This window comes from Acinetobacter sp. ANC_7655, assembly GCF_056784015.1.
Window position 1 is genome coordinate 136,800 of the sequence record NZ_JBWYJB010000005.1, and the last position, 16,684, is coordinate 153,483.

Annotated in this window: 13 protein-coding genes; 4 read left to right on the top strand and 9 right to left on the bottom strand. The window is 38.6% G+C overall.

Features of this window, described 5'->3' with window-relative positions; all coding sequences use genetic code 11:
• The first annotated feature begins 363 nt into the window (after positions 1-363).
• A complete protein-coding gene (locus tag AC1M9N_RS07780) occupies positions 364-1,677 on the top strand; it encodes an OprD family outer membrane porin (RefSeq protein WP_481954545.1) in 1,314 nt (437 codons plus the stop codon).
• A gap of 102 nt (positions 1,678-1,779) precedes the next feature.
• On the opposite strand, the gene ppa is transcribed toward AC1M9N_RS07780, so the two are convergent.
• On the bottom strand, positions 1,780-2,316 hold the full coding sequence (gene ppa / locus AC1M9N_RS07785; RefSeq protein WP_005233448.1) for an inorganic diphosphatase: 537 nt from the start codon (positions 2,314-2,316) through the stop codon (positions 1,780-1,782).
• A 121-nt stretch (positions 2,317-2,437) separates the two neighbouring features.
• The gene (locus tag AC1M9N_RS07790) at positions 2,438-2,836 is read right to left on the bottom strand and encodes an MAPEG family protein (RefSeq protein ID WP_035268067.1); all 399 of its coding nucleotides are present in this window, start codon (positions 2,834-2,836) and stop codon (positions 2,438-2,440) included.
• 100 nt (positions 2,837-2,936) lie between these two features.
• Between AC1M9N_RS07790 and AC1M9N_RS07795 the strand changes: the two genes are divergently transcribed.
• A complete protein-coding gene (locus AC1M9N_RS07795) occupies positions 2,937-3,320 on the top strand; it encodes a hypothetical protein (RefSeq protein ID WP_035268065.1) in 384 nt (127 codons plus the stop codon).
• A 39-nt stretch (positions 3,321-3,359) separates the two neighbouring features.
• On the opposite strand, the gene AC1M9N_RS07800 is transcribed toward AC1M9N_RS07795, so the two are convergent.
• Together AC1M9N_RS07800 and parC are read right to left on the bottom strand one after the other, a co-directional pair.
• Positions 3,360-5,033 (bottom strand): long-chain-fatty-acid--CoA ligase, encoded by a 1,674-nt coding sequence (locus AC1M9N_RS07800; RefSeq protein WP_035268112.1) that lies wholly within the window; start codon positions 5,031-5,033, stop codon positions 3,360-3,362.
• Positions 5,034-5,183: 150 nt separating this feature from the next.
• Positions 5,184-7,400: a DNA topoisomerase IV subunit A gene (parC, locus tag AC1M9N_RS07805; protein WP_092767371.1), complete on the bottom strand. Its 2,217-nt coding sequence runs from the start codon at positions 7,398-7,400 to the stop codon at positions 5,184-5,186.
• Between the two features lie 244 nt (positions 7,401-7,644).
• Between parC and AC1M9N_RS07810 the strand changes: the two genes are divergently transcribed.
• The gene (locus AC1M9N_RS07810) at positions 7,645-9,375 is read left to right on the top strand and encodes a hypothetical protein (RefSeq protein ID WP_481954546.1); all 1,731 of its coding nucleotides are present in this window, start codon (positions 7,645-7,647) and stop codon (positions 9,373-9,375) included.
• A gap of 34 nt (positions 9,376-9,409) precedes the next feature.
• On the opposite strand, the gene niaP is transcribed toward AC1M9N_RS07810, so the two are convergent.
• The 4 genes from niaP to AC1M9N_RS07830 form a co-directional block, all read right to left on the bottom strand.
• Positions 9,410-10,729: a niacin transporter NiaP gene (gene niaP / locus AC1M9N_RS07815; protein WP_481954547.1), complete on the bottom strand. Its 1,320-nt coding sequence runs from the start codon at positions 10,727-10,729 to the stop codon at positions 9,410-9,412.
• Between the two features lie 143 nt (positions 10,730-10,872).
• Complete coding sequence (locus AC1M9N_RS07820; RefSeq protein WP_035268119.1) at positions 10,873-11,517, bottom strand: trimeric intracellular cation channel family protein; 645 nt, start codon at positions 11,515-11,517, stop codon at positions 10,873-10,875.
• Between the two features lie 61 nt (positions 11,518-11,578).
• Positions 11,579-12,046: a YchJ family protein gene (locus AC1M9N_RS07825; RefSeq protein WP_481954548.1), complete on the bottom strand. Its 468-nt coding sequence runs from the start codon at positions 12,044-12,046 to the stop codon at positions 11,579-11,581.
• Positions 12,047-12,100: 54 nt separating this feature from the next.
• On the bottom strand, positions 12,101-13,687 hold the full coding sequence (locus tag AC1M9N_RS07830) for a TerC family protein (protein WP_035268121.1): 1,587 nt from the start codon (positions 13,685-13,687) through the stop codon (positions 12,101-12,103).
• A gap of 349 nt (positions 13,688-14,036) precedes the next feature.
• Between AC1M9N_RS07830 and AC1M9N_RS07835 the strand changes: the two genes are divergently transcribed.
• Positions 14,037-14,663 carry an LOG family protein gene (locus tag AC1M9N_RS07835; RefSeq protein WP_481954549.1) on the top strand — a complete coding sequence of 209 codons (627 nt, stop codon included), beginning with the start codon at positions 14,037-14,039 and terminating at the stop codon, positions 14,661-14,663.
• Positions 14,664-14,752: 89 nt separating this feature from the next.
• Here the strand turns inward: AC1M9N_RS07835 and AC1M9N_RS07840 are convergent, their stop codons facing one another.
• Positions 14,753-16,594, bottom strand: coding sequence for a choice-of-anchor I family protein (locus AC1M9N_RS07840; protein WP_481954550.1), 1,842 nt, complete (start codon positions 16,592-16,594; stop codon positions 14,753-14,755).
• Between the last annotated feature and the right edge of the window lie 90 nt (positions 16,595-16,684).

Below are 16,684 nucleotides of genomic sequence, written 5' to 3' on the forward strand. Positions count from 1 at the left end.
AAAAGCCAATGATGTCTGAACCACATTAAAATTAAATGAAAATGAACTGAATAAATATCATTCTTATTTAAAATCCTTTATTCATCCTTATTTACTTCTGATGTTACAAAAAAAAACGTGCTAGATTGACTAAATTAAATAAAAAAAAGAATATCAGGTTAAAAATAAATATATGTTATTAATAGTTAAATTTAATTTTATAATACTTTTAATCTTTAATAATTCACAACTTAGTTCAATTTATATACTTTTTGCTTATGACTTTAGGTGCGAAATTGTGAATAATAGAGCCAATTTTGTTATACATTACGTATACAAATACTAAACATTAACCATAATCATTTTGTATGAGGCTCTCTCCCAATGCAAAAATTCCAAAAACTAAGCTTAGCAGTTCTTATTCAAACTGCTTTAATTTCTACTGCATTTGCGAGTGAGCAAAGTGAATCAAAGGGATTCGTAGAAGATGCTGAAGGATCAGTATTATTCCGTACAGGTTTCTTGCATCGTGATAAAAAGAACGGTGTCGAAGATACCAGCTCAGCAGCTCAAACAGCCATGGTTAAAATTGAGTCTGGTTTCACGAAAGGTATCGTTGGTTTCGGTGTTGGTGTTATTGGTGATGGGTCTTTCAAATTAGGTGATAATGCCCATTCCGGTAATGACATGATTCCAGTCGATAATAATGGTCATGCTTATGATCATTGGGCAAGAGGTGGTGCTTTCATCAAAGCTCGTATGTCGAACACCACAGCTACTTATGGGACTCAGATTTTAGATTTACCTGTTCTTGCAAGTAATACAGCTCGTTTGGTACCTGAATATTACACTGGCTTGTTAATCCAAAGTAATGAAATCGATAATTTGACTTTGGTTGCTGGTAAATTTACTGAAAACCAACGTTCTAGTCAAATCAATACCGATGGAAATGAATTAGATCGCGCGGTTGTTTGGGGCGCTAAATATAACTTTGGTGATGCTCTCAATGCGTCTTATTATGGTACAGACATTAAAGATCGTTTAGAACGTCACTATGTGAATGCCAACTATAGTTATGCCGTGGCTAAAGGTAAGTTGACTCACGATTTCAGTGCATATCGTACTGAATGGGATGCTGCACCAAATAATACGGCATATACTTATTCTCATACTTCAAATGATTTCAACAACTTAAGCAATAATATTTGGGCAATTTCAACAACTTACAATACTGGTCCACACAATGTAATGCTTGCTTACCAACAAAATACAGGTAATACAGGTTATGACTATGGTTTGGGCAAAGGTGTTGGTGATGGCCATCAAACGATTTATATGCCTAACTCGTATTTATCTGATTTTATTGGTAATGATGAAAAATCCCTACAGCTACAATATACCTATGATTTTGGTGCATTAAATGTTCCTGGCCTGTCATGGACTTCGGCATTTGTTTATGGATGGGATATTGATGTATCTGCAGGGGGTACTGACCGCTCAGTATTGCTAACAAATGATGCACAGGAACGTGAATTCTTTAATCAAGTGAAATATACAGTCCAATCTGGTTTTGCTAAAGATGCAAGCTTACGTGTTCGTCACTCTTACTACCGTGCAAGTGATGAATATCAAAGTGCTTATATCGGCGACACCAACGAATGGCGTATTTGGTTAGACATTCCCGTGAAATTATTCTAATTTTCAACTAAAAAGATCAATAAAAAAAACCTGCAAAAAGTGCAGGTTTTTTATAAAAGCTACAAGATCAAAGTTTGTAGCTTTATTTATACATCCGGCAAATTATTTGTTTGCTTCAGCATAAGCAGCAATTGAGCTTAACACTTCTTGTTTAGCAACATCTGCACCTTCCCAACCACTTAACTTGACCCACTTACCTGGCTCTAAGTCTTTGTAGTGTTGGAAGAAATGTTCAATTTGACTAATCAATAAAGGAGGAAGGTCAGTATATTCTTGAACATCTTTATAGATTGGCGTTAATTTATCGTGTGGTACAGCGACAAGTTTCGCATCAACACCACCATCATCTTCCATATTTAATTTACCCACTGGACGGCAACGGATAACCGAACCTGGTTCTACAGGATGTGGAGTAACAACTAATACGTCTAATGGATCGCCATCAAGAGATAATGTATTTGGTACATAACCGTAGTTTGCTGGGTAGAACATTGCAGTACCCATGAAACGATCTACGAAAAGTGCATCTGAATCTTTATCAATTTCATATTTAATTGGTGCTGCATTTGCAGGGATTTCGATAATTACATAGATATCGTTTGGTGCATCTTTACCTGCAGGGATATTACTGTAGCTCATAGCAAACTCTTTACTGTCAGTGTTCATTAAAATAGGGTTGATTATAACGCTTTATTCAGCAATCATCATTCGATTATACAAGCTGAAGATGTATTTTAGGTATGGTGTTAGTCTGTTTTTCTTAGAGCAATCGAATAATTAATAAAAGCAATAAGATCGGACAAAGCATTGATAAGAACCAAACAATTGATCTAAGGGTCGCCCAATTACATAAATAACAAATCCCATAGATGATTCGTAAGACGATATACGCCGAACCTAATAAAATCACCAATTGTTGTTGAACAACCATATACTCAGCCATCAAAACTGCCGCAATAAATAATGGCAAACTTTCAAAGCTATTTTGCTGAGCAGCATTCGCTCGAGCCGCTAAGCCTGTGGTTTTAGACATGAATTCACGCGGATTTTGATTATCCTGCCCTTTGAAACCACCTGCAATTTTAGCAATGACTGTAAATAAATAAGGGAGTAAACAAGCAATTAAAATAAGGTAAATAACACCTTCAATACCGTGCATGGATTTCAGTCCAATGATTTAAGCTGGTTTTATCTTAGCATGATGTTTGTGCGATAATTTTAGTTAAATTATTTTGTTTATTAAAATTCTGAGTAATGGCATGACCAATTCTGACCAAAAAAAGTTATTTGATGTTCTCGAGTTACAAAAGCAACATCAAAAACGTGTCGATCGTGTGCTTTATATCGTTCTTCCGATTATGGCTTTCTTGATCAGCGTAATTTGTGCCAATATGAATTGGCAATCGACTCTCGGCACATTGCTGGTTCTCATCATCGCCTTTATCGCGGTAGGGATTAAACGAGCAAATAAATGGATCTGGCTGAGCATTATTTCAGTATATAGCTTAGTTGATATTTACTTCAGTTATTCAGGACAGTTACCGAGTTCTGCTGTAGGACGTCATTTAGGTACAATGCTGACATTCACATTTATTATTGCAACAGCGCGACCTTATATCGACCGTTGGCTAATGAAAGAATAAAATAAAAAAAAGCGCCTTACGGCGCTTTTTTTATTTGAATTATTTGCGTAAATCTTTACGAAGGATTTTACCGACATTCGATTTTGGCAATTCATCCATGAATTCAACATAACGAGGACGCTTATATCCTGTTAAGTTTTCTTTCGCAAAAGCTAACACTTCTTCTGTTGTTAGTGATGGATCTTTCTTCACAACAAACAACTTAGGCACTTCACCTGATTTTTCATCAGCCACACCAATCGCTGCAACCTCGAGTACTTTAGGATGTGTTGCAATTACTTCCTCGATTTCAGATGGGTATACGTTAAAGCCTGATACCAAGATCATATCTTTCTTACGATCAACAATCTTGAAGTAACCACGAGCATCCATGATACCGATATCACCAGTACGGAAGAAACCATCTGCGGTCATCACCTTAGCTGTTTCATCTGGTCGGTTCCAATAGCCTTTCATGACTTGAGGACCACGAATTGAAATCTCACCTTGCTCACCTTGTGGAACTTCATTGCCATCGTCATCCAATACAGCGACATCCGTTAAAGGTAATGGGATACCAATCGTACCGCTAAACTCTTCAGATGCCGGTGGGTTTGCCGTTGCAATAGGTGAAGTTTCAGAAAGACCATAGCCTTCAATAATATTTGTACCTGTGATTTTTTTCCAAGCTGCAGCAGTTGAAGGTAATACAGCCATACCACCTCCCATCGCCATTTTTAATTTGCTATGGTCAAGTTGTTTGAATTCTTCATTATGAACGAGTGCGTTGAATAAAGTATTCACAGCTGGGAAGAAACCAGGCTGATATTTGCGTAGCTCTTTAATGACTGCAGGGAGATCACGAGGGTTAGGAATCAATACGTTTGCTTGACCCTTGTACATACCATAAAGTGCACAAACCATGAATGCAAAGATATGATAGAGCGGTAATGCACAGAAAATGCGATCGTCGCTCGCACCATCTTGAGCACCAAATTTAGATTGGAAAATACCATCTGCTTGCATTAAGTTTGCTACAAGGTTGCGATGTGTTAATTCCGCACCTTTTGATACGCCTGTTGTACCACCTGTATATTGCAATACAGCAGTGTCGCTCAACGTTGTTGCTGGACGCTTATAATGTGCAGAACTGCCTTTAGACATCGCAGTCGTAAATTTAACATGTCCTGGGATACTCCAAGCTGGAATTTGCTTACGCACTTTACGTAAAACAAAATTCACGAGTGTACCTTTTAAGGTACCTAACATATCACCTACTGTCGCCACGATCACATGCTTAACTGGCGTTTTACCAAGAATTGATTGATAAACAGAAGCGAAGTTTTCAATAATCACAAGCGCTTCAGTGCCTGAGTCATTCAATTGATGCTCAAGTTCACGAGCTGTGTAAAGTGGGTTCACGTTGACAAGAACTAAGCCCGCACGGAATACACCAAGTGCTACCACTGGATATTGCAGTACGTTTGGCATCATGACCGCTACGCGAGAACCTTTTGCTAAACCAAGGCTTTGAAGATAGGCTGCAAATTGACGGCTCGCCGTATCAAGTTCATTGAACGTTAATGTTTTATCCATAAAGATAAAAGCATCACGCGAACCAAATTTCTGGAAGTTTCTCTCAAAAATATCAACAAGAGAGGTATTTTCTGGTGGTAATTCTACTGTTTGTGGAATTCCAGTTTTTTGGTATTCAGCGAACCAAATCTTTTCCATAATGCCATATTCTCCAATTAGTAATACTTGGTTTTAAACTCTTATTTTCGATAATGTATTGAGCATCTTATTTAATTTATTGCTCAATAAAGCATCCATAGCCATAAATACATTTCATATATAACGTATTTTGTCGACTAGATGCTAGCTTTATCTTTGAATGAAGAGTTTATTTGCTTTTTGATAACCTCGTGGTAATACCTGCCCTTTTGAAGCACGTTTACCGATGTATTTCAGCAGATCATCACCTTTTAATTTCAATTGTTGTTGTCCAGCAACGACCTGAAGCACATCATCCAAGTTAAGTGTTGTCATAGACACAATGCGTTCCTTTGCATCCAACTGCATCAATTTATTACCTTTTCCTTTATTGAGCATTGGTAATTCTGTCAGCTCTGTCAGTAATAATCGTCCAGAACTGCTGAGTACAGCGATATGTGTACCATCAATTTGTTGCAATGGCATTGCGCTTGCATCATCTGCAAGCGTTAAAAACGCTTTACCCGCTTTAGCATTGGTGTCCAATTGTTTCGCTTGTGTTTTAAAACCATATCCTTTGGAGCTGATCGCTAATATTTCCACCTCATCTTCAGCAATCAGAATTTGTTGGAAATTTACTCCATTTGCTGGCGATAATTTCGAGCTTAATGGTTCACCTAAGCCGCGCGCTGAAGGTAATCCTGTAATTGGTAATGCGTAACTTCGACCAGATTGATCTAATACATACACTTTTTGATTGGATTTACCTTGTGCATGACTTAAATATTGATCTCCTGCACGGAAATTGACTTTATCTAGATCGATCTCATGTCCTTTCGCACAACGAATCCAACCCGCTTCCGATAAAATGACAGTGACAGGATCAGCTGGCATCAAATCTTGTTCACTAATCGCGGTCGCTTCTTCACGCTGAACAATTGGAGATCGGCGATCATCACCAAACTTTTTCGCATCTTCTTTTAATTCTGAAATGATCAGATTTTTTAAAGATTCAGGATTCGCCAATTGCTCTCGAATCACGGCTGCTCGACCTTCAAGCTCTTCTTGTTCACGGCGAATTTCCATTTCTTCGAGACGCGCCAAATGACGTAATTTAAGCTCTAGAATGGCTTCGGCTTGAATTTCATCAATACCGAAATGTGACATTAACACTTCTTTCGGATGATCTTCCTCACGAATAATGCGAATTACCGTATCAATATCTAAATACGCAATTAAAAGTCCCGCCAGAATATGTAGACGTTTTTCAATTTTATTCAAATGGTATTGCAAACGTCTCGTCACAGTCGTTTTACGAATTTCAATCCATTCCAACAAAATACGACGGATAGATTTTACTTGTGGACGACCATCAGCACCAATCATATTCATATTGACGCGGTAGCTCGACTCGAGATCGGTCGTAGCAAATAAATGGCTCATGACCGCATCTGCATCGATACGATTTGAACGCAAGACAATTACCAAACGTGTTGGACATTGATGATCTGATTCATCTCGTACATCACTTACCAACGGTAATTTTTTTGCCTGCATTTGATCAGCAATTTGGCTGATAATTTTAGAGCCAGAAACCTGATATGGTAATTCACTGATGACAATTTCATTTTTTTCAACCGAATATACCGCACGCATGCGATAACTGCCGCGCCCAGTGCTTTGTAATTTCAGTAATTCATCAGCAGGTGTAATAATTTCTGCTTGAGTCGGTAAGTCTGGACCAGGAATATATTCAGCAACTTTTTCATCAGACAAATTCGGGTTACGAATCAGTGCAATTGTACCCTTAACAACTTCCCGTAAATTGTGTGGTGGAATATCTGTTGCCATTCCCACCGCAATTCCCGTCGTACCATTTAAAAGAATATTCGGTACGCGTGCTGGTAAATTTACAGGCTCTTTTAATGAACCATCAAAGTTATCTTGCCAGTCTACAGTTCCTTGACCTAACTCAGAGAGCAGGACTTCACTATATTGTGATAGTTTGGCCTCGGTATATCGCATTGCAGCAAACGACTTTGGATCATCTGGTGATCCCCAGTTGCCCTGCCCTTCAATAAATGGATAACGATAACTAAATGGCTGTGCCATTAAGACCATTGCTTCATAACAAGCAGAATCACCATGCGGATGATATTTACCTAAAACATCACCAACTGTACGTGCTGATTTTTTGGGTTTACCACTATGCTTTAGACCAAGCTCGCTCATCGCATATACGATACGGCGTTGTACAGGTTTTAATCCGTCACTAATATGAGGCAATGCACGATCCATAATCACGTACATCGCATAGTTTAGGTAAGCTTGTTCTGTAAATTCTGCTACAGAACGATTCTCTGTCGCTTGGTGCGCAAGGCTTGTCATTGAATCGTGAAATCCTAATGAATGAATAGTTTAAGGGTGTATGCTAGTCTCCCAAACTGCGAAGAACAAGCAAGGTTGGACACTTTGTAAAGATAAAATAACAAAAAAAAGGCCAGTTGGTTTTATTTCATTTTAAATTGGACTTTTTTCTTGTATCCAATTAATTTTATTGAATATACAATAATCAAAACACAACTTTATAACAAATGATTTTACATACGCTCATCGTATGAACGGAACAAACATGCATAATTACATTCCTTATGATCTTCGCTCAAAATTATTTCAAATTGACCCTAATCTAGATGTTCATTGGCAAACGCGTTTAAAAAATATTTTTAATAGTGTTCCCGCACCAATACAAGGTCTGATACAGGAACAATTCCTGACTGCGAAGAATATTTACTGGGATCAACATCGACAATCATTCTCTTTTAAGGGCATTGTTAGTCTTCAGGATTTAAGCAGTCATTTAATCTCACCGAAAATGCGAACTTTGGCTGAAAAGATCGCAGCCACTTTAGAAACGCTTAAATCATATCAAGACGTAATTAAAATCGCCGATTACTTAGAAACTGTACAAAATCAAATTGATCGTATTGAAACAGAAGAAGATCAAAGTTTTCTTAGAGACAAACAACTCCTACGAAAAACTTTTTTATATGATGCTGCAAATATCATCAAAACACTCGACTTAAATGTTCCTGATAATTGCCGACATTTAACAGCTGAAGAAATTCGTACTTTTATTCTTGAAGTTCATATTAAACATCAAATTTTAGGCTATTGGTTCAAAACCATCCTCCCGAGACAACTGAAGCAAATTAGCCATCCATTATTCCAAGACTTTATTATTCAAGAACAAAAAATTCGTGATTTTGATGTCATTGAAAGCAGTCAGTATTTATATCTGGTCGCGACCATTCATGACTTTAGACAGAACCCATATTCTATCCGCCGCTTTTTAATGGAAGAAAAGCTAGGTCTTGAAGATCGAGTTTACCTAAATGGCGTGGTGTTAGATAAGAAACGCTTAAATGATCCAAGCTATTTAGAACAATTTAAATGGCAAGTCAGTCGAATTATTACGATCCAACGACAGATCACGACTCCTATTTTGGATCTGATGGAAAAATTTCATAACGTCAATTTTGATCTGTTATTACCATTACTCAAAAAACCGCTCGATGCTTCTGGATTTTCAGTTGAACAAGTCATTAACGAGCGACTTTTAGATTTCGAAAAAGCTTTAACCCTTGAGATCTTGCAACCTTTTCAATATGCACTGCGTCATTCAATTCGTCACCCTGATGAATTTGATTATTGTTTTATCAGTATGCATCGTCTGTTCTCTGATATTGCGAGTTTTTATAAAGACTTTTCAAGTGAACCCATTATCGCCTTCAATACTCAAGCTCAAATTTTCGAATATAAAATTTTATCCTATTTAAAATTGATGGAAAAAAGACGACATACTATTTTCGTGAGTTTAGATGCAGAGTCTTATGCGGCAAGTCATAGCAAATCTCAAGCAGCGATTGAGCAAGTCAAAACTATTATTGCCGATGCTCTAGACCAACATAAAGTCAATCAAATTGCTTTTAATCAGAAAAAAAGAGAACTCGAAAGCCAATCAAACAAAGGATTCTTTCAAAAAATGTTTGATAAAACTGAAAAGTTAAAATCGGAGCTTGAAGCGCTTAAATTGGCTGGAATTAATAATCGACGAATTGCATATTTAGATCTCGTGAAAGTGCCCAAAAAACATGATGAAACGACGGTGTACCTTGAGTTTGAAAGTTTGATTTCAATTAATCAGACTGAGCGTCACTATGCTTTTGTCAATGGCGACAATGGGGTATCAGCTTTGCCTATTTTAATTCAACTCCCTGAAGATAAAGAAAAATTCAATCTTCAGCAAGTGTCGAACACATTACATTTTGACTTAACTAAAGCACGTCAAAAATGGGTCTAAAAAAGAGGAGCTTAGCTCCTCTTTTTTCACAGATTTACATCCCCATAGACTCAAGTGTCTTACCTTTGGTTTCCTCACCGAGCACCAAGATCACGGCTGCAACTGCCAATAATACAGCGGTAAACATCATAAATACTTGGCTAAATCCATTTGAAGCCACCATCATATGGGTAACCACTAAAGGTGCAACAATCCCACCAATACGCCCAATTGCTGCTGCCCATCCTGATCCGAAAGCACGAATATTTGCAGGATATTGTTCAGGCGTGTAGGTATATAAAACGCCCCATGCACCAAGATTAAAGAATGACATCAAGCATCCCCAGAACATGATCATCGCTACGGTATCAGCCTGCCCAAAGAAATATGCTGATACTGCACACATTGCAATAAAGCCTGAAAGCGTCGCTTTACGCCCTAACTTTTCGACGAGCCATGCCGCGACAATATAACCTGGCAATTGTGCTAAAATCATCCCGAGAACATATTCAAAAGACTGCACAATGGTATATCCCTCTTTGACTAAAAGACTTGGTAACCACGTGAAAATACCGTAATACGAATAAACAATCCCAAACCAAATTAACCACAGCATTAAACTGCGCTTAGCGAAACCGCTTGACCATAACTGACCAAAACTGACATTTGAATGTGTTGAAACTGGTTTCACTTCAATTTTTTCGATGACTTTGACACCACACTGTCGCTCGATTTTTTGCACAATCGCGTGCGCTTCATTAATACGACCTCGATTGATCAAGTAAGGAACAGATTCCGGAACTTTTTTTAGAATGACGAAGACATAAAGTGCAGGCAAACCACCCAATAAAAATGCAACATGCCAGTCAAATTTAGGGATGACAAAATAAGAAACCAGTGCAGCACATAACCAGCCTAGCCCCCAGAAGCTTTCAAGTAACACAATAAAGCGACCACGAACATGGGCTGGAATGTATTCACTCACTAAAGTCACGGCAACTGGTAACTGTCCGCCTAAGCCTAAACCTACAATAAATCTAAAGATTAATAACCATGTTAAATTTGGTGCGAAAGCACAAAGAGCTGTTGCTATACTATAGATGACCAATGTTGTAGCAAATACTGCTTTACGTCCGATTCGATCCGCCAGTCCACCAGAGAATACTGCACCTATCGCCATTCCCACAAAGCCGATGGATACAACCCAACCTTTTTCAGCAGGCGTCATTTGCCAGTCTTCAGCCATCTTCGCCAAGATAAAGGAAATTAGTCCAGTATCCATTGCATCAAACATCCAGCCTAATCCAATCACCCACAACAAGGTGTAGTGAAATTTACCAATAGGTAAACGCTGTATTCGTGAGATTAAATCCATAGCATGCTCTCTGTGAGGAGTGATTTAAATACAACCAATGACAATCGCTGTTTTCTCAACACTGCTTTTTTTTATTTTCTAAAGAACCATATAAAAATGACCGATCACATTATCGGCCATTTTGAAAGATGAGTGTAAAAAGTTTAATTTACATCTTTTGATGACGCCGACTGTTCATCATCATCTTTATAAATAAATTTTGGCATTTCAAGGCCAAAGTAAATTGCGATACAACGCAATGTGAAACCAAAAACAAGAGTAGAAATAATGGTGATATCTTGTGAAAAACCGACTTCGATACAGCCCCAATAGAAAATGACCGCAACAAAAGAAATACTGGCATAAAGTTCGCGACGGAAGACTAAAGGCACATCGTTACATAAGATATCTCGTAAAATACCCCCTGAAACGCCTGTCAATACACCTGCCACTGCACAAACCACGAAACCCTGTTCCATTTGAATCGCAATTTGACAACCAATAATGGTAAAACCTATCAGACCTAAGGCATCTAGAAGTAAGAATACCGAACGTAAATGTCGCATCCATTTTGCGATAAAAATCGTAAATAATGCTGCACAACATGTAAGTACTAGATATTCAGGATGTTTCACCCAAGTTAAAGGATAGTGCCCTAGCAAAACATCACGAACTGATCCTCCGCCCAAAGCAGTCACACAGGCAATAATAATGACACCAAACCAATCCATACTTCGTCGACCTGCAGACAAGGCGCCTGTCATCGCTTCCGCAGTAATCGCAATAATATAAATAACGGTGAGTAACATTGCCCTACTTCCAAATGAGGGTTTTTAATGCGCAATATTCTAAGTTAATTAAAAATTAATTCTAGAGAAATCGCGCGCAACATTGCTTAATTTTTTTTCCTGATCCACAAATACAAGGCTGCTTCATCGTCACAGTTTGATCTGTCGTTGGGTCTAAAAAATACCACTGTCTATTGGTGAATACGAAATTTGAGGTTTCATGATGGACATGTACCTGATCGACATGTTGGTAATGTGCTTTGAATTCAACTTGAGCATGGGTTTTATCCAGACGAGGTAAATGCTGAATAACCTCTAATTTTAACCACTGATTGCTCATCGCCCAATCCCGAATGGCAGCAATGTCTAAATGACTTTGCTGACCTGATGCTGTGGTACTCACAATATAGTCGATTTCATGTTTAGCGAATGCACTATAGCGAGAACGCATGAGCTGTTCAGCACTTTCTGCAACACGCTGACCACGATGTAAAGGTTCACAACAGTGTGTATAAATTCCATGCCCGCAAGGACAATTGAGTTCGGACATCAATATTCCAAAAAAAATAGCACCTAATGAGATGCTATTTTAACTGAGTTTAAATCATTCTGATGGGTCTTGTTTTACGATGGGTACAATATGTACTTTTTCGATTTTATGACCATCCATTGTAACCACCTCAAATAGATATCCTTCTGCTTCAAAGGTTTCTCCATTTTCAGGTAAATGTCCTAAATGGAATAAGATATAACCAGACAGCGTAGAATACTGTTCTGACTCATCAACTAAATCACGATCAAGCAATAATGAAATATGACGAATATCAGTTGAACCCTCGAGCATGAGTGAACCATCCTCTAAGCTTTCAACTGCAGTTTCTATTTCATTTTCGTTCGGGAATTCACCCGCAATCGCTTCTAAAATATCAATCGGTGTTGCAATACCCTCAATGGAACCATATTCATTGAGCACAATCGCCATTTGTAAGGGTGCCTGACGCAATTGATCCATCACCATTAAGACTTGAGCGCTTTCATGGACTATGACAGGCTCTCGAATGTGTTTTTCGAAATTAAAATCGCCTGATTCAATATAGTCATTCAAAACGTTATGCGTGAGCACCACCCCAGCAATATTGTCTAGCTCGCCATGTGCAACGATCAAACGTGAATGTTTCATAGAAAGCACTTGATGTTTAATACTTTCAGGATCGTCATCTAAATCGATCCATTCGAGTTCTGGACGTGGGGTCATTAATGATTTGACTGGTCGCTCAGATAAACCTAATACTCCTTGCAACATCACGCTTTGGTATACAGCATTCTCATCCGAGAACATTTCCTCTACCAACGCTTGGGTAGCCAAAACATCATCCGTATTTGCCGATTGAGCATCTGCCGTTTTTGACTTACCACCAAGCATACGAATGACGGCAGATGCTGTTTTGAAACGTAAATCAGTCGTTGTTACCGTTTTTTCTTGGTTACGGCGCATCAATTGATTTAAAAACTCAATCAGGACAGAGAAACCAATTGCAGCGTATAGATAACCCTTCGGAATGTGGAAGCCTAGGCCTTCGACAACCAATGAGAAACCGATCATCATCAAGAAACATAGACACAGAATCACCACAGTTGGATGCTTATTCACAAAGTCCATGAGGGCTTTAGAGGCCCATAGCATGATTCCTATCGCAATAATTACGGCGATCATCATGACCGAAAGATCTTTGACCATACCGACTGCTGTAATCACACTGTCGAGTGAGAACACTGCATCCAATACCACGATCTGTACAATGACCATCCAAAATGCAGCATGAACAGGATTTTCTTCTTTAACATGAACTTTACTTTCTAGACGTTCATGTAGTTCTAAAGTTCCCTTCATTAACAAGAAAATACCGCCAAAAATCAAAATAAGATCTCGGGCTGAAAACGGATGATCAAAGATATGGAATAATGGATTCGTTAACGTGATAATCCAAGCGATTGACGCCAAAAGGATTAGGCGCATGCCAAGCGCGAGCGTTAAGCCTAAAATTCTGGCTTTATTGCGTTGCTCAGGCGGCAGTTTTTCCGCCAAAATCGCGATAAAGACGAGATTATCAATCCCGAGAACAATTTCTAAAATAATTAAAGTTAAGAGTCCCACCCATGCGGAAGGATCAGACATCCATTCAAAAATCATGAGTTACACTCCCACGTTTCAGGAAGATGGGATTCATTTAAACCAAAGTGATGAGGCAAAGTTATAAATGCAGTATTTAAATTTAGAAAATAAATAATATTTTGTTCTATTGAGCGATGTCGATCACTACTCATATTGATGTATTGGTTGCCGAACAGATTTTCAGTATAGAAAAGATTTTATTGCAATTCACTATTTTTTCGGTGAATCAAGATTGGCTTTATCAATCATTTTAGAATGAAACTACAAAATATTTCAAAAAATTCTTATTTATCTATACAGTTGTCACCTTTCTTGCTTAGATTAAACTGCATGATAAAGTTCATTTAAAAAAGGTGAGTAAATAAATATGAATACAAGCGTTCTTAATAACACCTTAGAGACCAATACATCAGTTAAATCAAAAGCAACTCAATGCCTTATTGCACTTTATTGTGGTTCTCGTTTTGGCAATAATCCTATTTACCAAGAAAAAGCCATTGCTTTGGCTGAAAAAATTGCAAGGCAAGGATTTGGCATCGTATATGGTGCTGCAAGTATCGGATTAATGGGACAAGTCGCAGATACAGTCATTGAAAACCATGGTGATGTTGTTGGTGTTATTCCTGAATTTATGCTGGATTACGAGGTTGCCCATAATCAGTTAACAGAACTTCACGTGGTGAGAACAATGCATGAACGCAAAGCCATGATGGCTGAACGGGCTAGTGCTTTTGTTGCGCTCCCGGGAGGTTTAGGTACATTTGAAGAAATCTTAGAAATCGCAACTTGGGGACAGTTAAATCAACACCAAAAACCAATGATTATTTATAACGTCAATGGATTCTATAATGCCTTGATTGCACAACTCGATCACGCAGTAGAAGAAGGTTTTCTACCTGCTCAACATCGTGCAAAAATCATCGTATGCGAGCATTCACATCAAATCATCAATGCCATCGCAAACTTGAAATGCCCTGAACAATTCGTGGTCTAAATTCAACAAGACTTTAAAGCATTACGCATGACGAGTAAAAAATAAAAGAGCCATATGGCTCTTTTATCATACATCTACACGATCAGGCTCTATTTCAACGTGATCTGATACGTTGCTGTAGTACCACTGACTTCATTCCCTACAATCAGTAAAGGCATACCCGTTGGAGATTCTTTTGCTGAAACAAAGGTTAATCCTTCAGGACCTAAGTCTCCTGCCTGACCTGCCTCGATATCGGCAGTGGTTGCATCAAGTTTTCGTGAATGAATATATTGCACAAATTGGGGTTGGGCAGGATTGGAGATGTCATATACCATCACGCCTCCAACTCGTTCTAAACCAATAAATGCATAAGTTTTCTGACCGATTTGACCTATCACCACGCCTTCTGGCTCTGGGCCTTTATTGTCACTACGATTATCGATCCCTGCTTCTTCATGGTTTGCATTAAAGATCTCAGGATGGTGCTGAGCAATATATTGTTCAAAATCATCACCCGAATCCCAAACCAGCTCTAATCCTGTTTGAGCATCATTTTCTGTCCAAATACTGACAGATCGTGCCCCGAAGCTATATAAATAATCATAAACTAAATTGCCTCGAGCATTGAGTTTAGGTGTGCCATCAGTATTCTTTTGATAACCTTCAGTCCAAGTGATATTCAAACGGCCAAGCATCTTGTCTTCACGGCATCCTTTAGCATCTCCATCGATCGCTTCACAATATGCAAAATGCAGAGGATTCAATTCAGCACCTTTCGCCAGTGCTCGTAACTGTGGTGGCAGATCTTCCCCTTGCCGTCTATCGAAACCATCTTTATGGACTAGATGCTTCACACGCCATTCTTCAACAAAACCCTTTTTAATATTACCTTGAGCACTCGGATTATCCTTTAATTTTTCTCCCCAATATTCAGGATCATCTTCACCCCAAGCACGAGCATCCCCTTCATTGACAGTGACAATATAGGTTTTACCATTGACTTCGTAACTTGAGATCGCATCTGGCATATATAAGCCACGAACATGCTGCCAAGTTTGAATATTGATCTTCGCAAGACCATTTTCACCATCGGCATCACTGACATCTAAACCATGACCTTGTAAGCCATGATCTTTAAAACCGAGCGGATAAACAGCCATGACTTTGGCATTTAAAACATCCACCTTAGCTAAGGCATTATTTTCCTGTAATGCGACCCATGCAATTTTGCCATCTGCGCTGAGTGTGATGTATTCAGGTTCAAAATCTTGCGCTACTGTTGCATTTGGACCATAAATTCGCACACCTTGATTACGTAATAGCTGTGCTTGACTGTTAAAGGCTTTGAAGTCAGCTGTTTTTGCAACTGGTTTGTTCAAATTTGAGAGATCAATGATTGAAATCGAACCTTCGGGATCAATCGCATAATCATGAGATGGCTCTCCTTCATTCGCCACCAATAAGGTTTTACCATCTGCACTAAAGGTCAGCATATCGGGTAGAGAACCCACTGGAACTTGGGCAATAAAGCTCGAATCATTGGCATTAAAAAGTGCCACGATTCCTGGATCTGTTTTATCTTTGGCTTGTACAGCCAAGGCAACAATTCCATTTTTTACAGCAACACTATTTACTTCTGAGTCTGTTAAATATGATTTAGCATCTAAAGAGCCAATCCATTTAGGTTGCTGAGGTTGGCGATAATCAAAAATATCAACCACGCCTTCTTTTGCGTTTACAACAAACAATCTTTGGCTTTGTGCATCATAGGCAGGTATCTCTGCTGCGCTGACCGCAAAACCACGACTTTCTGTACGACTGAGATAGTTGAGTTCAATCGATTCAGGCGTAATATTTGGTACTGATGTGATATTGTTAGTGTCATCATTACATGCCCCTAGCCCCAATGCACACATTGCGATCACAAGTGCGTTAGACTTTAGCTTCATTTTTTTAATCTTCTTATGATGTTGTTGGCAACAACTCTATGACCATGCGATGACAATGCTGTGACCATCAGATTGCAATTTTGTTGCAAA